Source organism: Brevundimonas sp. 1080, assembly GCF_040545985.1.
Classification (GTDB): domain Bacteria; phylum Pseudomonadota; class Alphaproteobacteria; order Caulobacterales; family Caulobacteraceae; genus Brevundimonas.
Genome location: NZ_JBEPMW010000001.1, coordinates 689,956 through 710,892, shown reverse-complemented (window position 1 = coordinate 710,892; position 20,937 = coordinate 689,956). Strand labels below are relative to the sequence as shown.

Below are 20,937 nucleotides of genomic sequence, written 5' to 3'. Positions count from 1 at the left end.
GCCGTTCAAAGGTTTCTTAAGTCAGGGCGCGTAATGTGCCCCGATGGCCCTTGCCGCTGAACCCCTCGTGAGAAAGCGCCTGACGCAGGCGGAGCTGGACGTGATCTGCGCCCGGCACGATCGGCTGTTTCAGGCCCGCCCTGGCGGCGCGCGCGCCGTCTTCGCCTGGATGGACCTGTCCGGGCTCAGCCTGAAGGGCCGCAATCTGGCCGACGCCGATTTCGCCGCCGCCTGTCTGGAAGGCTGCGACCTGACCGGGGCCAAGCTGGACAACGCCAACTTCTTCGGCGCGGACATGCAGGATGCGATCCTGGCCGAGGCCAGCCTGCGCCGCTCCGACCTGCGCGGCGCCTGCCTGCGGGGGGCGGACCTGTCGGGGGCCGATCTGTTCGAGGCCGACCTGCGCGAGGGCACCATCGCGGCCGCCGACGCCAGATTGGGCTTCAAGGTCATAGAGCCGCGCCACCGCGACGAGACCGAGGCCAGCGGCGCCTGCCTGGCCGGGGCCAATCTTCAACGCTCCAAGATGGCCGGCGTCATCGCCGTGAAGGCCGACTTCTCCGGCGCGGTGATGAAGGACTGCAAGCTGGTGCGGGCCAATCTGAAACAGGCGGATTTCCGCGGGGCCGACCTCGCCGGCGCCGATCTGTCAGGGGCGGACCTGTCGGGCGCGGACCTGCGCGACGCCATCCTTGTGGGCTGCAAGACGACCATGTGGCGCGCCGACGGCGCCGACATGCAGGGCGCGCTGACCGACAACAAGTCGTCCTGCGAGTCCGTGGAAAAGATGCCCGCCGCCGAGATGCTGCGCGAACATGCGCGCTGGTGCGAGACTGGTGGAGCCGAGGGGCAGCCTTCGGTCTTCAACGGCGTGGACCTGCGTCCGCTGAAGTCGATCACGGGCCTGAACCTGACCGCCCTGTCGGCCAAGGGCGCGGTCTTCTACGGCCTGGATATGGAGGGGGTGCAGTTGCAGGGCGCTCAGCTCGACAATGCCGACCTGCGCTCGGCCAAACTGCGGCGCGCCGACCTGCGCGGGGCGCGCCTGCGGGGCGCGCGACTGAACGGAGCGGACATGCGCGAGGCGCAACTGGGGCCGCTTCTGATCGCCGCTGACCGGCTGATGCCTGCAGATCTGACAGGCGCCGTGCTCCGCGGCGCGGACCTGTCGGGCGCCGACCTGAAGCGCGCCGTTCTGGCCGGCGCCGATCTGGGCCGTGCGACGCTGCACGGCGCTCAGACCCGTCAGGCCGACCTCACCGACGCCAATCTGGCGGGCGTGCGCGGCCTGACCATCGATCAGGCCGCCTGAAGCCTTACGCCAGCGATTTGAGCTGATCGACCAGATCGGTCTTTTCCCAGCTGAAACCGCCGTCCGCGTCCGGCTCGCGGCCGAAGTGGCCGTAGGCGGCCGAGCGGGCGTAGATCGGCTTGTTCAGTTGCAGATGCTGGCGGATCGCACGCGGCGTAGCGCCGCCGATCAGGTCCAGGATTTTGTCTTCCAAAACGGCTTCGGAAATCTTGCCGGTGCCGTGCAGATCGACGTGGATCGACTGGGGCTTGGCCACGCCGATGGCGTAGGAAATCTGGATCGTGCAGCGGTCGGCCAGGCCGGCGGCGACGACGTTCTTTGCCAGGTAACGGCAGGCATAGGCGGCCGAACGGTCCACCTTGGTCGGATCCTTGCCCGAGAAGGCGCCGCCGCCGTGGGGCGCCGCGCCGCCGTAGGTGTCGACGATGATCTTGCGGCCGGTCAGGCCAGCGTCGCCGTCCGGTCCGCCGATCTCGAAGATGCCGGTCGGGTTGATGTGCCAGACGGTGTTCTCGTCGGTGAAGCCTTCCGGCAGCACTTCGAGAATATAGGGTTTGACGATCTCGGCGACCTGCTCGGAGCTCAGCCCCTTGGCGTGCTGGGTCGACAGGACGATCGAGGTGGCGCGGACCGGCTTGCCGTCCTTGTATTCGATCGTGACCTGGCTCTTGGCGTCGGGCTCAAGCTGCGAACCGCCGGCGTGGCGAACCTCGGCCAGGCGCTTTAGGATGTTGTGGCTGTACTGCAGGGTCGCCGGCATCAGCTCCGGCGTCTCGTTCGAGGCATAGCCGAACATGATGCCCTGATCGCCCGCGCCCTCGTCCTTCTCATTGGTCGAGTCGACGCCGACGGCGATGTCGGCCGATTGTGCGTGCAGGAAGCAGGAGTAGTCCGCCGTCTCCCAGTGGAAGCCGTCCTGCTCATAGCCGATGTCCTTGACCGCGGCGCGGACCAGCGGCTCCAGGCTGTCGATGATGCTCTGGGTGAAGGCCTCGTTCTCTTCTTTGGTATTACCCGGCTGGGTGGCGCGGACCTCGCCGGCCAGCACGATGCGCTGGGTCGTCACCAAGGTCTCGCAGGCCACGCGCGCCTCCGGGTCCTTGGCCAGGAAGGCGTCCACGACCGTGTCGGAGATGCGGTCCGCGACCTTGTCGGGGTGGCCTTCGGAAACGCTTTCCGAGGTGAAGAGGAAGGAAGAACGAGCGGCCAAGAGAGGCTCCTGTCAGTGTCAGACTGACAGACATATAAAGATATGCTTATATGTTCAAGTGATCTGACGCAGCGCCCAGCCGCTAGAAACTGCTTTGCGGCGTAAGCATATCGGCTGACTCCCCCTCATTTTAGGGTAAACAGGCCCAAGGGGGTCCCCATGCCAGAAGGCCTGACGACGAGAGAGAGCGAATGTGTCCGCCTGGCCGGCCAGGGTCTTGAGGACAAGGAAATCGCTGCGCGCCTGCGTATCTCGCCGCGCACGGTCGGCAATCACCTGCATCGCGCCTATGCCAAGCTGGGCGTTTCGGACCGCAAACTGGCGGCCAGGCGACTGAGTATTGGCTACTCAGAGGCGTCGATACTCATTCCCGACACCGGCCCCAATACGCTCAATGATCCCACGTCGGCCGAACAGTCGGACGATGCGGTTTCCGACTCAACGACTTCCTGGCTTCTGCCTGCGCCTCCTCGGGGCGCTCTGGCGAGAGCGGGGATCATCGTCGCCGGGGCCGCCATCGCCCTTCTGTTCGCCATCGGGATCGTGACGGCGGGCATGGTGGTTCCATCCCTTTTCGACCGGCTTGCTCCCGCTGAAATGCGCTGACCAAACGGCTTAAAGGAAGGTGAGCCAATGAAGAACATGCACGTCGGCGTCCGCGTGGCGCGGCAGGTCAGAGCCGCGGAACACGCCGTCGATCAGGCGATGATCGAGGTCAGCCGCTTGGTTCAGACCGCGTTGGAAGGTCGGGTCGAGGCGCGTCTGGCGGCCGAGGTTGGACAGGAAGCGCTGGCCAATATGGTGCGCGGCCTAAGCCAACTGGCCGAGGTTCGTAGCGCCGTCATCGCCAGTCACTGCGAACTGGCCCATGTCGCCGACGACCATCAGGTCGGCTGGCATATGGATGGCGCGCAAGAAGACAAGACGGTCAAACCCACTGGGTTCGCACCGGTTCTCGCCGTCGCCGCTTGATCGCGGCCATCGGAATGGGGTCGCCACTGTCCTTGTTTCTGGTGGGTCTGACCTACGGTGTCATGGCGCTTCTGCTCTGGAAGGGTCGTATGCCGGAGCGGATCGCCTTGGTCGCTCTGGTCGTCCTCAACTGGGGCACGCCATTGGTCGATCACCTGTTCATCGGGCACTTCCGGTGGGGGGTGGCGATCCTGTCGGTGTCCATGTTCTGTCTGCTGGTCGGTCTGGCGCTCCGTTACGACCGATGGTGGCTGCTTCTCGCCGCCGGCGCCCAGCTCATCGCGGTTTCGACCCATCTGGCCGGCATCGCCGGCTCCGACGCCCTGCTGTGGTCGATCGTATCGACCCGAATGGTCGTCTGGTTCGAGCTCCTGCTTCTCGCCCTCTTCGGCGTCTGGGAGGCCCAGTGCGCCCCCTACGCCCGTCCCAAATCAGCGCCCGGATCGATCCGGGCGCTACAGAAAGTCTGAATGTCATGAACACCCAACCCCCCCCCGCCTTCATGCCGCTTTTCCGCTCGTGGCTGGAAACGGCCAATCTGGCGAAACAGGTCGGATCGTCATCGTTGTCCGCCAGCGGCGAGAATCTACTCGTCGAACTGGATCTGGCGCCGATGGAAGCGGCGGAAACCACGCTTCTCGATCACGCCCCGACCTCGGCCGTCGAGGCGGTCTGCATGATCGAGATCATTCGCCAGAGCCTGTCCGACGCCGGCCGCTCGGACGGTCGCGATGCGCGCGCGCTGGACGCCATCCAGTCGTGGTTGGCAGGCGCCGCTCTCGACGGCGCCGATCATCGTGATGAGGTCGAGCAGTTGCTGAAAAGCGCCAGCAACAGGGCCTGATCAGCCGCGCAGGCCCTTGGCCACGGTTAGAAGGGCGTCGCGTTGAGCGGCGTCCTTAATGCCGCGGAAAGCCGCCAGCAGTTCGGCGACCCCGGGGGCGGCCAAAGCCAGCTCGTCGCCCTCGGCCGTTTCCAATTCGCCCAGCAGGGCCGCGCCGGTCGATTTCAGCACCGAGGCGATCTGCAGCAGGCGGGCGGCCGAGACGCGGTTCACGCCCCGCTCGTACTTCTGGATTTGCTGGAAGGTCACGCCTGCGCCGGCGGCCAACTGCGCCTGGGTGATGCGCAGTTCCTCACGACGGGTGCGGATGCGTCCGCCGATGGCGATGTCTACGGGATCAACTGCGTCGTTCATGTCGGCCTGCGGGCATAGATAATGCGGCGCCATGGCCCCAAAACACCGACCCCGTCAAGCCAAAGCTGCTTAGCTAGGGATTGCTACGTGCGTTGCAGGTGACGATTCAACCTTGAGGATATATTTCGGAGCTCCAGACGCCGCCTCCCGCGCGAACCGCGCTCGGAGAAGTGGTGCCGCTTAGGTGACTCGAACACCTGACCCCATCATTACGAATGATGTGCTCTACCGGCTGAGCTAAAGCGGCCCGGTTGCGACGGACAAGCTGTCCGCGCGAGACGGGGTCTTTATACGGCCGGATCGCGCTTGCCAAGCGCGGTGTTCAATATCGTGAGCAATGAGGTCTCGTCGGGCGATCTCGCCACAACGGGCGTCAGGCCCAGCGCGGCGAGCGGGGCCGCGGCGGCGGGAGAGATGCAGGCGAGGACGGCCTGGGCCAAGGGGGCGTGATGAAGCTTGGCGAGGGCTTTTCCGGCGCGGGGGGAGTGGATCAGAACGGCGTCGAACAGCGACGGCATCGCGGCTGAGGTTTCGATGGCGCGATAGACTGTCAGCGAATGGATCGCCACGTTACGGGCGCCGGCGGCGGTGAGGGCGGCGGTGAAATCGCCGGCGGGGGTTTCCGCTTGAGGGACCAGGACGGCGGCGCTGGCGATGGCGCTGGCGATCAGGCGGGCGAGGTCGCGCAGGTCGCCGGAGGCGGAGCGGACATCGGCGAAGCCCGCATCATGGGCGGCTTGGGCGGTCGCATCGCCCACGGCGAAGACCGGACGGTCGCGGCGGGGCGTCAGGGCGGCGAAGGCGGCCACGCCGTTGATGCTGGTGAAGGCCAGGGCGGCGAACGGCGCCAGATCAGGAACCGGCGGGGTCAGATTCTTGATCGCCAGCAGGGGCGCGACGATCGGCTCGAACCCCATGTCGCGCAGGCGGGCGGCGGTGCGCGCGGCGCCCGGTTCGGCGCGGGTGATCCAGACGCGGGCGGGCCTAAATTCTTCGTCTAGGGGGCTCATCCGTCCAGGGTCGCGGGATCGACTTCCTGATCGCCGGCCGAGGCGTGGACCTCGCCGCCCAGGCGTTGGCCCAGTGTGCGCGCGTCGGCTTCGGTCGGTTGGAAAAGATCGCCGACGCGCCGCCAGCGGGCGGACCCGTCCGGGCTGAGCATTTCGGTGGTCAGATGTAGCGTGTCGTTGTCGATGCGGGCATAGGCGCCGACGGCGGTGCGGCACGACCCCTCCAGCGCCGTCATGGCGCCGCGCTCGGCGGCGATGCACAGGGCGGTCTCGGGGTGGTTCAGGGCGGCGACCCATTGGGCGTTTAGGGGCGCGTCGATGTCGGCGGCGCGGGTCTGGATGGCCAGGGCGCCTTGGCCCGGCGCCGGCAGGAAGGCGTCCAGCGACAGTTTCTCGCGGATATGGTCGGTGACGCCCAGGCGCGTCATGCCCGAGACGGCCAGAAGTATGGCGTCGAAATCGCCCTCGGCCGCGCGGCGCAGGCGGGTGTCGATGTTTCCGCGCAGCATCTCGACCTTCAGGTCCGGCCGCAGGGCAAGCGCCTGGGCCTGGCGACGCAGGCTGGCGGTGCCCAGGCGCGCGCTGAAGGGCAGGGTGTCGAAACTGTCGAAGTCGCGGCTGACAAAGGCGTCGCGGGCGTCCTCGCGTTCGGGGATGGCGGCGATGCATAGGCCTTCGGGTTGTTCGGCGGGGACGTCCTTCATCGAATGGATGGCGATGTCGATCCGGCCGGCCAGCAGGGCCTCCTCGATCTCCTTGGTGAACAGCGCCTTGCCGCCGACTTCCAGCAGGCGGCGATCCTGGATGCGGTCGCCGGTGGTGACGATCTCGACCAGGGGAACGGCCGTCTCGACTTCGGCCTCGGGCACGTTCAGGGCGCGGCCGATGGCGCGCTGCATCATGCCGGATTGGGCGAGCGCCAGCTTGGAGCGCCGGGTGCCGATGCGGAGAGGAAAGGTCATGAGCGTTGCGCACCGGTCGCCGGGTCGCTACCTCGACCCGATGGAGATGTCCGCCGACTATAGCAGCGGCGCCAAGTCAGCAACTGGACGGGATGTCCTCCCTCGTCCCGGTCCGCTGACGGTGCTGGGCCTGGAGACCAGTTGCGATGAGACCGCCGCCTCGGTCGTGCGCCTGACGAGCGGTCGGGCGGAGGTGTTGTCCTCGGTCGTTCACAGCCAGATCGACGACCATGCGGCCTATGGCGGCGTGGTGCCCGAGATCGCGGCGCGCAGCCATGTCGAAATGATCGCTGAGGTCACGCGCCGCGCGATGGCCGAGGCCGATATGGGCTACGACGGGCTGGACGGGATCGCGGCGACCGCCGGGCCGGGTCTGGTCGGCGGGGTCATGGTGGGGCTCAGCTTCGGCAAGGCGGCGGCGCTGGCGCGCGGCCTGCCGCTGGTGGCGGTCAACCATCTTGAGGGGCATGCGGTGTCGGCCCGGCTGGGGGCGGAGGTAGCCTATCCCTTCCTGCTGCTGCTGGTGTCGGGCGGCCACTGCCAGCTTCTGGAGGTGCGCGGCGTCGGCGACATGAGCCGGATCGGGGCCACCATCGACGACGCGGCCGGCGAGGCCTTCGACAAGATCGCCAAGGCCTTGGGGCTAGGTTATCCGGGCGGACCGGCGTTGGAACGATTGGCCATGCAGGGCGACGGGTCGAAGATCGATCTGCCGCGCGCCCTCTTGGGCCGCAAGGATTGCGACTTCTCCTTCTCGGGCCTGAAGACGGCGGCCTTCCGTATCGCCCAGACCTGCGAAACCGAACAGGATAAGGCGGATCTGGCGGATGCGGTGCAGAACGCCATCGCGCGCCAGTTGTCGGATCGGTCGGAACGGGCGCTGGCGGCCTATGCCGAAACCCATGAGCATCGGCTCTTCGTCGTCGCGGGCGGCGTTGCGGCCAACAAGACCATCCGCGCGACCTTGCAGGCGACGGCGGCGAAACACGGCTTCGACTTCCTGGCGCCGCCCATGGCCTATTGCACGGACAATGCCGCGATGATCGCCCTGGCCGGGGCGGAACGGCTGGCGCTTGGGCTGACCAGCGACATCGACGTCGTCGCCCGGCCGCGATGGCCGCTGGACGAAGCGCGCGCCCTGTCCGATCCTTCGCACAAGCCGGGCCGCAAGGGCGCCAAGGCGTGAACGATAAGCAAGCCTCGGGAGGGCGTATGGAATTCCGCACGGTAGGGGTCATCGGCGCGGGCGCCTGGGGCACGGCTCTGGCGCAGGTGTGCGTTCGGGCCGGTCTGGACACGACCTTGCAGGCGCGCGAACAGCAGTTGGTCGAGACGCTGCGGGCGACGCGGGCCAACGACCTCTATCTGCCCGGCGTGCCTCTGGCCGACGACCTGAAATTCACCGCCGATCTGGCCGATCTGGCCGACTGCGACGTGATCCTGGCCGTGCCGCCGGCCCAGCACATGCGCGCGACGCTGACGGCCTTTGCGCCCCACTATCGCGCCGGCGTGCCGGTGGTGCTGTGCTCCAAGGGCGTCGAGCGCGGCACGATGAAGCTGATGACCGAGGTGCTGGCCGAGACCCTGCCGGACGCCCCCGCCGCCGTCCTGTCCGGTCCCAGTTTCGCGGGCGAGGTGTCGCGCGGCCTGCCGACCGCCGTGACCCTGGCCTGCGCCGATCAGGGGCTGGGCGAGGCCTTGCTGAACACCCTGTCGGCGCCGGGCTTCCGACCTTATCTGGCGACCGATCTGGTGGGCGCCGAGGCGGGTGGCGCGCTGAAGAACGTCCTGGCCATCGCCTGCGGCATCTCCGAGGGGCGCCAGTTGGGCCGCAGCGCCCACGCTGCCTTGATCACGCGCGGCTTTGCGGAAATGACTCGCCTCGCCGTCGCCATGGGGGGGCAGGCGGAGACGGTGGCGGGCCTGTGCGGCCTGGGCGACCTCGTCCTGACCTGCTCCAGCCCCCAGTCGCGCAACATGAGCCTGGGTCTGGCCCTGGGTCAGGGACAGACGGTCGAACAGGCCCTGGCCGGCAAACGGTCGGTGGCGGAAGGCTATGAAAGCGCGCCGGCGGTTCGCGAACTGGCCGCGCGTCTGGGCGTGGAAATCCCGATCTCCGAAGGCGTCGCCGCCCTGCTGGCCGGCGAGATCGATGTCGATGGTCTGATCGACGGCCTGCTATCGCGCCCGCTGAAGGCCGAACGTGTCTGAAGCGGCCGAGGCGCCGGCCGAGCGCAAACGGGTCTGGAAGACGCCGCCCGGCGTGGCCCTGTGCGCCGAGGGCGACATCGCCGACCCCGGCTCGCGCGGCTTCGTGCTGCAGATCGGCGAGGCCTTCTTCCACGGCTTCGTGGTCAGGAAGGACGGTCAGGTCGCGGGCTGGGTCGATCGCTGCCCGCACGCCGGCTTTCCGATCGCGATGGAGATCGACCGCTATCTGACGCCGGACGGCGCGCTGATCCTGTGCGGCTGGCACGGGGCGGTGTTCGAGCCGCTGACCGGGGAATGCAAGGGCGGTCCCTGTGCGGGCGGGCGGCTGACACCTTGGCCGGTGGCGGCCTCTGGCGGGATCGTCAGAACGGCCTGAGGCGCCTTTAGCGCGCCAGTCTGCCCTTGGCCTTTCCGGCGCTGAACACGACGTCGGGATCCGGCTTCTTGATGTCGATGCTCGTGTGGCTCAACACCGACAGGATGTAGCGGCCGATGTTCAATCGCGCCGTTTTCTTGTCGTCGGTGGCGACGACCGTCCAGGGCGCATAGTCGCGGTCGGTCTCGTCCAGCATCCGGTCGCGAGCGTCGGAATAGGCGTCGAACCGCGCCTCGGCCTCGGCGTCCAGCGACGACAGCTTGAACTTCTTCAACGGATCCTCGCGGCGTTCCTTCAGCCGCTTGGCCTGCTCCTTGCGCGAGATATCCAGCCAGATCTTGATCAGGATGATCCCGTCGTCGGTCAGCATCCGCTCGAAGCGCGGGGCGTCGGTCATGAACTGGGCGTACTGCTCGGGCGTGCAATAGCCCATGACCGGCTCGACCCCGGCGCGGTTGTACCAGGACCGGTTGAAGATCACCGTCTCGCCCGCCGCCGGCAGGTGCGGGACATAGCGCTGGAAATACCACTGGCCGGTTTCGCGGTCGCTGGGTTTGGGCAGGGCGATGACGCGGGTCTGTCGCGGCGACATATGTTCGGTCAGGCGCTTGATCGCGCCGTCCTTGCCGGCGGTGTCGCGCCCCTCCAGCACGATGACCACGCGCGAGCCATGCTCGATGCTCCAGGCCTGGGTCTGGACGATGGCCAGCTGGATTTGCTCCAGCTCGGCGTCATAGGCGTCGGATTTCTTTCCCATAGCAAGAGAGTGGGCCGAGGGCTCGCAGAGAGCAAGGGCGAGGGAGCCGACTGCGAAGCTGGGCGTTAAGGCGCCGGGCCCGTCCGGCCTCCGAGGGGCCGAATGAAGCGCGATCTGGCGGACATGTGGAATCTGGTGTGGGAGCTGGCGCTACTGGTCTGCGCCGGCTTTGCGTTGTTGAACGCCTTCGCTCCGCCCCAGGACCTGCCGTGGAAGCCGCTGGATCTGAATCGTCCGCTGGGCCGCGCGACCACCGCAAAGGTCGCCGCCTTCGATGTGCCGACCGCCGCCACGCCCGAAGCCGTCGAAGGCGCGACCGAGGCCTGTATGCAGGCGCTGCGCAATGCAGGGGTTCAGGTCGAACGCGCGCCGGACCGCGACGATGGCGGCTTCTGCGTGGTGCGCGGGGCGGTGCGGATCACGGGCGGCGAGGTGACGCCGCTGGCGCCGGCCGATGTCGTCATGCAGTGCCCGCTGGCGGTCCGCTACGTTATCTGGGATCGACAGGTGCTGCGCCCGGCCTCGCGCGACATTCTGGGCTCGGCGCCCGCGCGGGTGGAGAATTACGGCACCTATTCGTGCCGCCGCATCTACGGCTCGCAGGACGAGACCGAGCGGCCCAGCGAACATGCCAAGGCCAATGCGCTGGATGTCGCAGCGGTGACCTTGAAGGACGGTCGGACCGTCAGCGTTCTAAACGATTGGCTCGGCGACGGGCCGGCGGGCGAGCCGGGCGGCCGCTTCCTGCACGCCTTGCGCGACGGGGCCTGCCAGCTGTTCTCGACGGTGTTGACGCCCGACTACAACGCCGCCCACGCCAACCATCTGCACATCGACGGGGCCGCGCGGGGCCTCTGTCGTTAAGCCTGAATGCGTCCGGTGCGACTCGCTTTGCTGTTGACCGTCTGGAAAAGCCGGGTGACAACATCGCTGCAGTCCGGATTTCGCGTGGGGTCCAAACCCGCGTTTCGCTCCTTCGCCTGAACGAGCTGTCCAGATGGATTGTCGGGTCACCTCGAGGGGGATCCGCCTGGAAAAGCGCGTTTACGGAGACGCAGACATGGCGACCGGCACGGTCAAGTGGTTCAACCCCACCAAGGGCTACGGCTTCATCCAGCCCGATAGCGGCGGCTCCGACGTGTTCGTTCACGTCACCGCCGTTCAAAAGGCCGGACTTCAGGGCCTCGATGAGAACGCCAAGGTCGAATACGAGCTGGAAAACCAGCGCGGCAAGACTTCGGCGATCGACCTCAAGGTTCTTTAAGTCGATCCAGCCTTCAAGGCTTAGAGGCGGGCGCGGGAGTTTCTCCCGCGCCCGTTTTCTTTTTGAGCTATCGCGCTTCGCGCTACTTGGGCCCGTTCGATGCGTCCTGCGGCTGGGGCTCGGCGGCGTGGGCGGTCTTGGCGCGTTGCGACCGCTGCGCCAGGACGATGGCGCCCAGCACCAGGGCGCCGCCCAGGGCCTGAACCGGCGTCAGGGTCTCGCCGAAGATCCACCAGCCCAGCAGGCCCGCGACAACAGGCTGGATCAGGATGGTCACGGCCGTGACCGAGGCGGGCAGTTTGCCCAGCGCCCAGGCCACGCCGCCTTGTCCGAAGACGTGCATCACGCCCATGGCGACGCAGGCGGCCCAGCCGGCCCGCCCGGCGGGGATGACAGCCTCGCCCAGCGCCAGGGCGACGATCAGCAGCAGGGGCGCGCCCAGCAGGGTCGCCCAGAAGGTCACCCGCATCGCGCCGGCCGTGCGCCGCGCCGCCTGCACGGCCAGGAAATAGCCCGAATACCAGATCGCCACCGACAGGGAGAACAGGTCGCCCAGCATGGGATTGGTCCCTTGGCCGCCATCAGCGCCCGCCGCCATGGCGAAGGCGCCGCCCATGGCCAGGGCCAGGGCCAGGATGAACAGCCGGTGCGGCCGCTCCTTCAGCACGAACCAGCCGAACAGGGTCACGACAACCGGCGTCAGGTTGCACAGCACCGTGGCGTTGGCGACCGAGGTCATGACGATGCCGTAGTGCCAGAAGCTGAGGTCCAGGGCGAAGAACAGGCCCGCCAGCAGCGCCCATTTCGACGGCGCGCCGACGCCGCCCGGCTCGCGCGCCGCCAGGATCGTCAGCAGGGGCAGGGCGAACAGGAACCGCCAGAACCCCGCCGCCGCCGGTCCCGTCTCGGTCAACCGCACCAGAATAGGCGCCAGGCCCAGCACGCTGGCCGCGATCAGCAGAACGATCAGCGCAAAGGCGCGCGAGGAGGGACGAAAGGCCATGGCGGACATGGCCCGGCTCTTACGGCGCCCTGCGACCTGACGCCACAGGTGCCGTCAGGCCGCGCCTTAAACGAGCGGGTCGATCCGCGACCGCAACACGACGCTGAGGCCCGGCGCGCGGTCGCGGTAGTCGATCGTCCCGTCCAGCTGACCGACCAGGCTCTTGATCATCATCGAGCCGAACCCCTTGCCGGCCAGATGCCCGCCGGCGCCCTCGTCCTCCACCGTCATGCGGAAGAAGGCGCCGTCTTCCTGGAAGGCGATCCGCAGCGGACCAGGCTTGCCGCCATAGGCGTACTTCTGAGCGTTGATGATCAGTTCGGTCAGGATCAGGCCGATGGTGATGGCGCGCCCTGGCTCGATGCAGACGGGGTCCAGATCGGTTTCGATGGCGGCGGCCCAATCGGGCCCCATGCTGGAGCCCAGATCGCCGATCAGCTCGCCGATATAGCGGCTCATGTCGATAGTCGTGACCTGATCGCTCAGATACAGCCGACTGTGGACCGCAGAGACGGCGCGCACGCGACGTCGCGCCTCGTTCAGCGCCATTGCGGCCGACCCACCCGCCTGTTCTCGTGCCTGAAGGCCCAGGAAGCTGGACACCAGCGTCAGGCTGTTCTGAACCCGGTGGTTCACCTCGCGGATCAGATACTGCTGCTGCTCCAGCCGCAAGTCGCGCTCGGACAGGCGGTCCTGCAGCGATCGGTTCAGCCGTCGGATCTGATGGACCGCGGCGTAGTCGGCCAGCGCGTCTCTCAGCCGAGCGGCGGATTCCACGGCGGCGGGGCCCCAGCGGTGCGCGCGGCCCGAGACGGTGTCCGACCAGCTTTCGAACGAGGCGCGGGGCGTCAGAATGGCGTTGGGGCCAGTCTTCTCCGCCGTTGCGGGATTGCCGGCCCAACGCACCGTTTCCAGCACCTCCGAGCGGAACCACAGCAGCGACACCGGCTGATCCAGGGGCAGGGTGACGGCCAATAGGCCGCTGGCGTGCGTCTTCCACGCCTCTGCGGCCGGCAGAACCGAGGCCAGGTGATGCGATGAGACCGGACGCAGCCCCGGGCGTCCCGCGACCCAGGCGGCGATGGCGCGCACCCCGTTTTCGGGCGGCGTATGGCCGAAAATCTGCACATCGCCGTCGCTGACGATGGCCAGACCATCCGCGCTGGTCAGTTGCATCAGGGCATCGGCCTTTTCGCCCAGCGCTTCTCGCATCGGGCGGTCCGGCGACAGCCGCGACAGCAGTTCGTCCTCCATCCGACGCAGGCGCGTGCGCTCGCGATAGAGGTCGGCGTCCGTCTTGGACTTCAACTGTCGCGCTAGATTGCGCGCCAGAGCCGTGCAGCCCACGCGCAACTCATAGGGCAGCAGTTTGGGCGAGGCGTTGTGGCAGGCCACCAGCCCCCACAGGGCGTCATCGACGATGATCGACACGGACGCCGAGGCGCGAACGTCCATGTTGCGCAGATATTGCAGATGGATCGGGGAGACCGAGCGCAGGCTGCTGTCGCTCATGTCCAGCGGCGCCTCGCCGGGCGCGATGGGGCGCAGGGGCTGGGGCGTATAGCGGCTGTCGGGAATGACCCGCACCGGGTTGCGCAGATAAAGGGCGCGCGCCTGCTGCGGGATGTCGGTAGCGGGGAAATGGTGGTTCAGGAAGGAGCCGGACCCATCGGCGCGGCTTTCGGCCACGACCTGACCCGCCTCGTCGTCCTGGAAGCGATAGATCATCACCCGGTCGAAACCGGTCAGGCGACGGAAGGCGTCCGCCGCCCGCTCGCACACCGTCTGGATCGTCACCGCCCGTTCCAGCGCGGCGCCGGCGGCGTCCAGGTTGGCGATCAGATCGACGCCGAGCCGGGCCTGCTGCGAGCTCTGCTCGACCTCGATGATCATCAGATCATTGATCGTGCCGGAAGTCGTCCCCGGCGCACGATGCACCACGACGTCGTATTCCAGACGATTGGTCGCGCGCCAGCGACAGGCGAAGCCGGCCTCCTGATGCGCGGCCATGGCGCGCACGGCCCGGTCGGCGACATCGCCCAACACGTCGGCGACGGTGCGGTCGATCCAAACCTTACGGCCCGTCAGCTCCTCGATCGCGCCCGCCCCCTGGCGGAGGGTCAGGGATTGCAGATCCAGCACCAGCATGAAGCCGTGCGGCTGGATCGATTGAGGGATGTGGATCGGCTCGCGGTCGCACTCATTCAGCGCGGCGTCGGCCAGGTCGAGCGTCTCGGTCATGCCGCGGCCTCCTGCGGCTGGGGTTGCAAGGTGCGGTGGGCGAAGGCGAAACCGTCGACGCCGCCCTTCACCACCTGATCGATCGTGACAAGGCCGCCAAGGCAGGCCCGGTCCAGCAGGTCCACGAAGGCGCGCCAGCGTGCGCCGGTTTCTTCGCCATAGGGATCCAGAAAGCCGAGGCCGTCCAGATCGCGACCCTCGGCGGCCAGCCGGCGTCGAATGATCCGACCGCCTAGCATCGACCCTTCGGCCACATAGACCCAGCCCAAGGCTTCGCCGGCCGAGGCGGGCGCAGCCGGACGCGCGGGCGGAGAAATGCGCTGACCCAGTATCGTCAGGTCCTGGGCGATCCCGTTCGCACGTGATCGCGGTTCGAAGCCGGCGCCCAGTTCAGCGTTCAACGCCGCCGCCAGCGGATGGCTGAGCGGCTCCAGTCCGGCATGGAAGCGGTAAAACGCCGCCACGGTCGCCGCCCGCGTGGCGGGGTCCGACAGACGCGGCTCGATCCGGGCCTGGACTTCCAGGGTTTCGTGGGCTGAGGCGGTGGCTTCCCGAAGAGCGAGAAGGGCAGGGGAAGCGATCATGGGGCTCAGATTAACACACTGTCTTGTCTTGTCGATTTGCACAGGCCAGAAGGCGCGGACCACCACGGAACGGCCCAGACCGCGTGGCGTTCACCAGCAACCTTCTCATCTCCCTTTGATCGGCAGATTTTCATGAAACTGCGCGTCCGCGCCGAACTCGTCTATCGTTTCGATCCGCCGACGGACGCCATCTACAAGATCCAGGTCGCCCACTGGCCGGGCCAGGACATTCTGGAAGAAACCCTGACCTTCGACCCGCCTGTCGATTTTCATGAAGACGAGGACGTCGACTTCGGCGCACGGACCCTGCGTTGCCACGTCGAGGGCGAGGTCAAGCTGACTTATGAGGCGGTGGTCGAGAACGGCGTGCTGAAGGGCCTGCCGCCTAGCGTATCCCAGCATGACTGGGGCGAACTGCCTGCCGAGGTCCTGCCCTATCTCCAGCCCAGCCGCTATTGCCCGTCGGATCAGTTCGGCCGCTTCGTGACGCGCGAGTTCGGCGACACGGCGGGCGGCGCGCGCGTGCTGGCGATCCTGAACTGGATCAGCGAGAACGTCGACTACGAGCACGGCGTGTCGGACACCGAAACCACGGCGGCGCGCACCTTCATCGACCGGGCCGGCGTGTGCCGCGACTTCACCCACCTGGGCATGACGCTGTGTCGGGCGTCGGGCATTCCTGCGCGCGCGGTCAGCGCTTTCGCCCACCAACTCAGCCCGCCCGACTTTCACGCCATCTTCGAGGTCTGGCTGGATAACGGCTGGTGGCTGGTCGATCCGACGGGCCTGGCGCCGGTCGAAGGCCTGGTGCGGATCGCCTGCGGGCGCGATGCGGCGGACATCGCCTTCCTGACGACGCAGGAGCGCTGTCAGATGGTGCGCCAGTCGGTGACGGTGGCCGAGGCCTGACCGGTCGCTACTTCGGCTTCTGCGCCGCCTTATAGGCCTGAAGCTCGTCGATCACGTCCATCTGGCGCAGCACCTTGTTCTGCGGATCGATCAGGACATGGGCGCCGGCCGGAACCGCGATCTGGCCCCGCCCGCCGGTCATGGCCACGGTTTGAACGCGCCCGTCGATCTCGATCTCCAGCGGCATGGGGAAGATACCGCCGTCGCCCGTCGTCCACTCCAGCTTCAGCACATCGCCGTCGCGGGTCTGGGTCAGCATCGGCAGGGCGGCGTTATAGAGATAGCCGCGGAAGAACCAGCCATAGTCCCGGCCCGTAACGTCGTTGATGATCGCGAGGAAGTCTCCAGTCGAACGATAAAGCGGCGCGAAGTTGCCTGGTCTGGGGTCGGCTCGCCCATAGACCAGACGCGTGACCGCGTCGTGGAAGGCGGTGTCGCCAATCAGCATTCGCAGCGAATGGCTGATCAGCGAACCCTTGGAATAGATGTCATTGCCCGGCCCAACGTCGCCTTTGTAGACCTCGTCTTCGGTCTTGGGCGTGCCTGAAACGACGGGATATTTGTTGATCAAACCCTCGCGCTGGTTGGCCAGTTCGCGCTGCATATAGCGGTCGCCTAGCAGCCAGCGGGCATAGAGTGGCTGCATGTATGACCCCAACCCTTCGTGCAGCCACATGTCGTCGGCGTTCTGATTGGTCAGCTGATTGCCGAACCATTCGTGGGCGAACTCGTGCTGCAACAGCCAGTCATAGCCTCGCCCGTCGATCTTGTAGCCGTTGCCGTAGGCGTTGATCGTCTGGTGCTCCATGCCCAGGTGCGGGGTCTCGACCACGCCCATCTTCTCATCGCCGAAGGGGAAGGGGCCGACGGTGGCTTCGAAGAAGTCCAGCATCTTTGGGAACTGGGCGAACAGGCCCTGGACCTGTTCGGGGGTGTCCGATTTCAGATGCCAGTATCGCATCGGGATCGTGTTGCCGAACCGGCTGGCGTAGTCGCCCGACACCTCTTCGTATGGCCCCACGTTCAAGGCGATGGCGTAGGTGTTGGGCGATTTCGCCGACCAGTTCCAGGTGGTCCAGCCGTCGCCGTGATCGACCTTGCCCAGGAAGCGGCCATTGGACGGCGCCGACAGGGCGGATGGCACGGTGATGTGCAGATCGACCCGACCCGGTTCGCCGTGCGGACTGTCGATGCAGGGCCAGAAGATGTCGCAGCCCTCGCCCTGAACCGCTGTGGCGATCCATGGCTCGCCCGACGGCGCGGTGGACCAGACGAAGCCGCCGTCCCACGGCGCACGGGGCGCAACGCGCGGCTGGCCGGCGTAGGCGACGCGCAGAGCTGCCGACCGGCCCGCAGCCAGGGTCTCGGGCAGCTGCACCGTCAGCCGGCCTTCGGGGTTGGACCAGCGATCGACAGCGACCTCGACCCCGTCGATCTGGACCGAGGAAATGGTCAGCAGGGTGTCCAGTTCTACGACCAGAGCGGTCAGGGGCGCCTTGGCGGTGAAGTCCAGCACGGCGACCGCGTCGATGGCCTTGTCTTCGGGCAGGACCTTGATCGACAAATCGGCCTTGTCGAACTGCATCGCCTGCTGTTCCGGCGTCAGCGGCTGATCGGTGGCAAGAGTGAAGGCGGTCGATTCACGTGGCGTCGGCGTCGGCGTCGGCGCCGGCTGGGCGACGGTGGCGCAGGCCGACAGCGTCAGGGCGCTGGCTGCGGCCAAAAGCAAAATCTTGATGCGCATGAGGCCGTCCCTCTCTTAGGTGACAGGCTAGCGCGAGCGGGCAATGGCGCAAATAAAAAGGCCGGTGTTTCCACCGGCCTCTTCCAGAACTCTATGTCGCGGTCGCCGATCAGGCGGCGGCTTGTTCGGCCAGCTTGGCGCGAATCTGGCGCTTGATGCGCTGAGCGGCGATCGACAGCTGCTCGTCGCGGGCCTTGACGATGAAGACGTCCAGGCCGCCCTTGTAGTCCAGGGTGCGCAGCGCGGCGTTTGAGATGCGCAGGCTGAACGTCTGGCCCAGGGCTTCCGACGTGACCTTGACCGTCTTCAGCGACGGCAGGAAGCGGCGCTTGGTCTTGATGTTCGAGTGGCTCACGTTGTGGCCGACCATGGGGCCGATACCGGTGAGTTCGCAACGACGCGACATCGTCAGATCCTTAAGGTGCGGCGTCCAGCCCGAGCGTGGGAGAGGACGCATGAAACAGTTGCGCGCGGGAACCAGCCCGCGCGAGAGGGGGCCGTATAAGGGAAGAGGCGGTTCGGCGTCAAGCCGAGTCTGGACCCATCGTCCCCACGCCTCGTTCAGCCGTCATTCAAATGCCGCCCTGTATGGCCCATATGATGACGACCTCAAAAGAGACCCAAGCAGAACAGAAGGCTTCCATGTCCCGTCCGTCCTTGATCGATCGCCTGCCCAAGCGCGCGCTCGCCGTCCTGGCCCCGGTGATGGCCGGCGGCTTCATGCTGGCCTCGCCCGCCATCGCGCCCGCCCAGACTGCGGCTCAGTCCGAAGTCCTGCCCGGCTATTGGGAATACACCACCAGCGCGGTGGGCCAGCGCGACACCGAGCAGAAGTGCGTGCGGCCCAGCGAGATCAACCGATTCTTCGGCGGCCTGTCGACCAACAAGTGGCGCTGCACCTATCCGACCCGCGTGGTCGGCAACGGCAATGCCCGCTTCGAGGGAACCTGCCAGGACCGCAAGGGCCGTCGCATCGCTGTCCGCCTGAATGGGACCTACACGGAAACCAGCTTCAGCTTCCGTGGCGGCGCCCAGATCGTGCGCGGCACCCCCTATATCCCCGCCAGCATAACCGCGCGCCGCATCAGCGCCCAGTGCCCGGCCAACGCCGAATACTTCTGACAGCGGCTCTGCGACGCATCAAAAAAGGCCCCGGATCGCTCCGGGGCCTTTTCTTTAGTCCGCGACTCGAAGCTTAGGCGGCTTCGGCGGTCGGGATCGGCTTTTTGGCGCTGAGCGACTTGGCGAGCAGCTCGACGGCGGCGTCCTTGTCGATCTTGTTGGCGGCGGCGACTTCGCGCGCCATGCGGTCAAGGGCCGATTCATAGAGCTGGCGCTCCGAATAGGACTGTTCCGGCTGGGTGTCGGCGCGGTGCAGGTCGCGAACCACTTCGGCGATGGAGATCAGGTCGCCCGAGTTGATCTTGGCTTCGTATTCCTGGGCGCGACGCGACCACATGGTGCGCTTGATGCGCGCGCGGCCCTTCAGTGTGGTCAGGGCCTTCGTCACGACGTCGTCGGCGGCCAGCGAACGCAGACCGGCCGTGACGGCCTTCTTGGTCGGGACGCGCAGGGTCATCTTCTCGTGGTCGAAGGTCACGACATAGACCTCCAGCGACATGCCCGCGACTTCCTGGGTCTCGATCGCCGCCACCTTGCCGACGCCGTGCGCCGGATAGACGACCGCGTCGCCAACCTTGAACTCCAGACCAGTCTTGCTCGTCATAATCGTCCTTTCCCGGTCAGGGCCGGGCGAAACGAAGGCGCAGGAAACGCAAACAGGATCTCATCCGCCGGAACGCTCCGTCGGAGGGGATGATGTTGGGCGTCAAAAGCGGAAACGGATCACCAAACCTCTGGCCGATCCCGTCTAGGGCGGGATTCTGTCGCAAACACGGGCGGCGCGAAGATTTCGCGGACCGCCCGATCCAATGAAACAGAACCTATCACAAATCTGCGGAATTTCAAAACGTCCACAGGGCGGACGTGCAAATACGGCAAGGCTTGAGCGCCGCCAGTCCTTAAATCAGGAACCCTTGCCCGGCTTGGGGCTGAAGTATTTCTCGTATTTGCCGGTTTCGCGCTCGTACTGCTCGCGGTCGGCGGGGGGCGTGCCCTTGACGGTGATGTTCGGCCAGACCTTGGCGTATTCGGCATTGACCTGAAGCCATTTGCCGTCGGGCTCGTCCTCGGTGTCCGGCACGATGGCGTCGACAGGGCATTCCGGTTCGCACACGCCGCAGTCGATGCATTCGTCCGGCGCGATCACGAGGAAGTTCTCGCCCTCGTAGAAGCAGTCCACCGGACACACCTCGACGCAGTCCATGAACTTACATTTCACGCAGGCGTCGGTGACGATGTAGGTCATTGGGCGAAAAACGGGTGTCGGTCTGTGGGCGGGAGGCCTGCGACATGGCGGCCACGCAACCAACTGTCAACAGCGCGGCTTAAGGCGAGAGCCATTCGCAGCGCCTTGACAGAACAGCGCCCAATCGCAACTGTATTGATTGCATATCCGCCCCATCGACAGGAACTTCTCATGCGCACCCCCTTCATGAAATACGCCGTCGCCGGCGCGGCCGCCCTCAGCCTGATCGCCGGCGGCGCGGTCGTGGCTCAGGCCGCCCTGACCAAGAACCCCGCCGAAGTCACCGCCGGGAACTACGATCTCGATTCCGGCCACGGCAAGATCACCTGGTCGGTCAATCACTTCGGCCTGTCGACCTATACGGGCCAGTTCGTGAACGTGAAGGCGGTGCTGAAGCTGGACCCGGCCAACCCGTCGGCTTCGACCCTGACTGCGACGATCCCGCTGACCGACGTGGCGCCCAACGACGACCGTCTGAAGGCCCACCTGCAGACCGCCGACTTCTTCGACACCGCCCAATACCCGACCGCAACCTTCGTCTCGCGCTCGGTTACGGTCGACGCCGATGACGCCAACGAGGCGACCGTGGTGGGCGATCTGACCCTGAAGGGCGTGACCAAGCCCGTCACCATCGAGGTCGAGTTCAACGGCGCCGGAACCGTCATGGGCGCCTACAAGGCGGGCTTCGACGGCGAAGCGACCATCAAACGCTCGGACTTCGGCATCAACTACGCCTTGCCGGCCGTCTCCGACGAGGTGAAGCTGCACATCGAAGGCGAGTTCGTGATCCAAAAGTAATAGGCTAGCGCGATTGGC

25 protein-coding genes and 1 tRNA gene are annotated in these 20,937 nt (G+C 66.7%); 13 read left to right on the top strand and 13 right to left on the bottom strand.

The window, feature by feature from the left end; translation table 11 throughout:
* Nucleotides 1–43: 43 nt before the first annotated feature.
* The gene (locus ABIC32_RS03700; protein WP_137722504.1) at nucleotides 44–1,312 is read left to right on the top strand and encodes a pentapeptide repeat-containing protein; all 1,269 of its coding nucleotides are present in this window, start codon (nucleotides 44–46) and stop codon (nucleotides 1,310–1,312) included.
* Nucleotides 1,313–1,316: 4 nt separating this feature from the next.
* Here the strand turns inward: ABIC32_RS03700 and metK are convergent, their stop codons facing one another.
* Nucleotides 1,317–2,522, bottom strand: a complete 1,206-nt coding sequence (gene metK / locus ABIC32_RS03695) for a methionine adenosyltransferase (RefSeq protein WP_354072403.1) — start codon at nucleotides 2,520–2,522, stop codon at nucleotides 1,317–1,319.
* Nucleotides 2,523–2,681: 159 nt separating this feature from the next.
* Here metK and ABIC32_RS03690 point away from each other — a divergent pair, with 159 nt between their 5' ends.
* Genes ABIC32_RS03690 through ABIC32_RS03675 form a run of 4 tightly spaced genes read left to right on the top strand, consistent with a single transcriptional unit; the run spans nucleotide 2,682 to nucleotide 4,338 of the window.
* Nucleotides 2,682–3,128 carry a helix-turn-helix domain-containing protein gene (locus ABIC32_RS03690; protein WP_354072401.1) on the top strand — a complete coding sequence of 149 codons (447 nt, stop codon included), beginning with the start codon at nucleotides 2,682–2,684 and terminating at the stop codon, nucleotides 3,126–3,128.
* Between the two features lie 27 nt (nucleotides 3,129–3,155).
* Nucleotides 3,156–3,494, top strand: a complete 339-nt coding sequence (locus tag ABIC32_RS03685) for a hypothetical protein (protein ID WP_354072399.1) — start codon at nucleotides 3,156–3,158, stop codon at nucleotides 3,492–3,494.
* Nucleotides 3,495–3,508: 14 nt separating this feature from the next.
* Nucleotides 3,509–3,964 carry a hypothetical protein gene (locus ABIC32_RS03680; RefSeq protein ID WP_055807023.1) on the top strand — a complete coding sequence of 152 codons (456 nt, stop codon included), beginning with the start codon at nucleotides 3,509–3,511 and terminating at the stop codon, nucleotides 3,962–3,964.
* A gap of 5 nt (nucleotides 3,965–3,969) precedes the next feature.
* Entirely contained in the window at nucleotides 3,970–4,338 is a 369-nt protein-coding gene (locus tag ABIC32_RS03675) for a hypothetical protein (protein WP_354072397.1), read from the top strand.
* Here ABIC32_RS03675 and ABIC32_RS03670 read toward each other — a convergent pair whose 3' ends face one another.
* The 4 genes from ABIC32_RS03670 to hemC all read right to left on the bottom strand — a co-directional run bounded on the left by ABIC32_RS03670 (nucleotide 4,339) and on the right by hemC (nucleotide 6,664).
* Complete coding sequence (locus ABIC32_RS03670) at nucleotides 4,339–4,692, bottom strand: helix-turn-helix domain-containing protein (RefSeq protein WP_039246365.1); 354 nt, start codon at nucleotides 4,690–4,692, stop codon at nucleotides 4,339–4,341.
* A 171-nt stretch (nucleotides 4,693–4,863) separates the two neighbouring features.
* A tRNA-Thr gene (locus tag ABIC32_RS03665) sits at nucleotides 4,864–4,939 on the bottom strand.
* A gap of 40 nt (nucleotides 4,940–4,979) precedes the next feature.
* A complete protein-coding gene (locus tag ABIC32_RS03660; RefSeq protein WP_354072395.1) occupies nucleotides 4,980–5,702 on the bottom strand; it encodes a uroporphyrinogen-III synthase in 723 nt (240 codons plus the stop codon).
* A complete protein-coding gene (hemC, locus tag ABIC32_RS03655) occupies nucleotides 5,699–6,664 on the bottom strand; it encodes a hydroxymethylbilane synthase (RefSeq protein ID WP_354072393.1) in 966 nt (321 codons plus the stop codon). The genes ABIC32_RS03660 and hemC overlap by 4 nt, the downstream gene beginning before the upstream one ends.
* Before the next feature lie 46 nt (nucleotides 6,665–6,710).
* On the opposite strand from hemC, the gene tsaD reads away from it, so the two are divergent.
* The 3 genes from tsaD to ABIC32_RS03640 are packed head-to-tail and all read left to right on the top strand — an operon-like array spanning nucleotide 6,711 to nucleotide 9,251.
* Nucleotides 6,711–7,850: a tRNA (adenosine(37)-N6)-threonylcarbamoyltransferase complex transferase subunit TsaD gene (gene tsaD, locus ABIC32_RS03650; RefSeq protein ID WP_502909309.1), complete on the top strand. Its 1,140-nt coding sequence runs from the start codon at nucleotides 6,711–6,713 to the stop codon at nucleotides 7,848–7,850.
* A gap of 26 nt (nucleotides 7,851–7,876) precedes the next feature.
* Complete coding sequence (locus tag ABIC32_RS03645) at nucleotides 7,877–8,875, top strand: NAD(P)H-dependent glycerol-3-phosphate dehydrogenase (protein ID WP_354072389.1); 999 nt, start codon at nucleotides 7,877–7,879, stop codon at nucleotides 8,873–8,875.
* The gene (locus ABIC32_RS03640; RefSeq protein WP_055753900.1) at nucleotides 8,868–9,251 is read left to right on the top strand and encodes a Rieske (2Fe-2S) protein; all 384 of its coding nucleotides are present in this window, start codon (nucleotides 8,868–8,870) and stop codon (nucleotides 9,249–9,251) included. The genes ABIC32_RS03645 and ABIC32_RS03640 overlap by 8 nt, the downstream gene beginning before the upstream one ends.
* Before the next feature lie 7 nt (nucleotides 9,252–9,258).
* On the opposite strand, the gene ppk2 is transcribed toward ABIC32_RS03640, so the two are convergent.
* The gene (gene ppk2, locus ABIC32_RS03635; RefSeq protein ID WP_354072387.1) at nucleotides 9,259–10,008 is read right to left on the bottom strand and encodes a polyphosphate kinase 2; all 750 of its coding nucleotides are present in this window, start codon (nucleotides 10,006–10,008) and stop codon (nucleotides 9,259–9,261) included.
* A gap of 102 nt (nucleotides 10,009–10,110) precedes the next feature.
* Between ppk2 and ABIC32_RS03630 the strand changes: the two genes are divergently transcribed.
* Entirely contained in the window at nucleotides 10,111–10,872 is a 762-nt protein-coding gene (locus ABIC32_RS03630; protein WP_354072385.1) for an extensin-like domain-containing protein, read from the top strand.
* 196 nt (nucleotides 10,873–11,068) lie between these two features.
* Nucleotides 11,069–11,272, top strand: coding sequence for a cold-shock protein (locus ABIC32_RS03625; protein WP_017505920.1), 204 nt, complete (start codon nucleotides 11,069–11,071; stop codon nucleotides 11,270–11,272).
* An 82-nt stretch (nucleotides 11,273–11,354) separates the two neighbouring features.
* Here ABIC32_RS03625 and ABIC32_RS03620 read toward each other — a convergent pair whose 3' ends face one another.
* The 3 genes from ABIC32_RS03620 to ABIC32_RS03610 are packed head-to-tail and all read right to left on the bottom strand — an operon-like array spanning nucleotide 11,355 to nucleotide 15,100.
* A complete protein-coding gene (locus ABIC32_RS03620) occupies nucleotides 11,355–12,284 on the bottom strand; it encodes a DMT family transporter (protein WP_354072383.1) in 930 nt (309 codons plus the stop codon).
* Nucleotides 12,285–12,341: 57 nt separating this feature from the next.
* Nucleotides 12,342–14,516, bottom strand: a complete 2,175-nt coding sequence (locus ABIC32_RS03615; RefSeq protein WP_354072381.1) for a histidine kinase dimerization/phosphoacceptor domain -containing protein — start codon at nucleotides 14,514–14,516, stop codon at nucleotides 12,342–12,344.
* Complete coding sequence (locus tag ABIC32_RS03610; protein ID WP_354072379.1) at nucleotides 14,513–15,100, bottom strand: biliverdin-producing heme oxygenase; 588 nt, start codon at nucleotides 15,098–15,100, stop codon at nucleotides 14,513–14,515. Before ABIC32_RS03610 ends, ABIC32_RS03615 begins: the two co-directional genes overlap by 4 nt.
* Before the next feature lie 132 nt (nucleotides 15,101–15,232).
* Between ABIC32_RS03610 and ABIC32_RS03605 the strand changes: the two genes are divergently transcribed.
* A complete protein-coding gene (locus ABIC32_RS03605) occupies nucleotides 15,233–16,009 on the top strand; it encodes a transglutaminase-like domain-containing protein (RefSeq protein ID WP_354072377.1) in 777 nt (258 codons plus the stop codon).
* A 7-nt stretch (nucleotides 16,010–16,016) separates the two neighbouring features.
* Here ABIC32_RS03605 and ABIC32_RS03600 read toward each other — a convergent pair whose 3' ends face one another.
* The gene (locus ABIC32_RS03600; protein ID WP_354072375.1) at nucleotides 16,017–17,753 is read right to left on the bottom strand and encodes a M1 family metallopeptidase; all 1,737 of its coding nucleotides are present in this window, start codon (nucleotides 17,751–17,753) and stop codon (nucleotides 16,017–16,019) included.
* 109 nt (nucleotides 17,754–17,862) lie between these two features.
* The gene (rpmB, locus tag ABIC32_RS03595) at nucleotides 17,863–18,159 is read right to left on the bottom strand and encodes a 50S ribosomal protein L28 (RefSeq protein ID WP_026108540.1); all 297 of its coding nucleotides are present in this window, start codon (nucleotides 18,157–18,159) and stop codon (nucleotides 17,863–17,865) included.
* A 236-nt stretch (nucleotides 18,160–18,395) separates the two neighbouring features.
* Between rpmB and ABIC32_RS03590 the strand changes: the two genes are divergently transcribed.
* Nucleotides 18,396–18,875 carry a DUF3617 domain-containing protein gene (locus ABIC32_RS03590; protein WP_038294089.1) on the top strand — a complete coding sequence of 160 codons (480 nt, stop codon included), beginning with the start codon at nucleotides 18,396–18,398 and terminating at the stop codon, nucleotides 18,873–18,875.
* A gap of 73 nt (nucleotides 18,876–18,948) precedes the next feature.
* On the opposite strand, the gene ABIC32_RS03585 is transcribed toward ABIC32_RS03590, so the two are convergent.
* Together ABIC32_RS03585 and fdxA are read right to left on the bottom strand one after the other, a co-directional pair.
* Entirely contained in the window at nucleotides 18,949–19,479 is a 531-nt protein-coding gene (locus ABIC32_RS03585) for a CarD family transcriptional regulator (RefSeq protein ID WP_055753908.1), read from the bottom strand.
* Between the two features lie 300 nt (nucleotides 19,480–19,779).
* Nucleotides 19,780–20,121, bottom strand: coding sequence for a ferredoxin FdxA (gene fdxA / locus ABIC32_RS03580; protein WP_017505910.1), 342 nt, complete (start codon nucleotides 20,119–20,121; stop codon nucleotides 19,780–19,782).
* Nucleotides 20,122–20,292: 171 nt separating this feature from the next.
* Between fdxA and ABIC32_RS03575 the strand changes: the two genes are divergently transcribed.
* On the top strand, nucleotides 20,293–20,919 hold the full coding sequence (locus tag ABIC32_RS03575) for a YceI family protein (RefSeq protein ID WP_205681763.1): 627 nt from the start codon (nucleotides 20,293–20,295) through the stop codon (nucleotides 20,917–20,919).
* Nucleotides 20,920–20,937 lie beyond the last annotated feature (18 nt).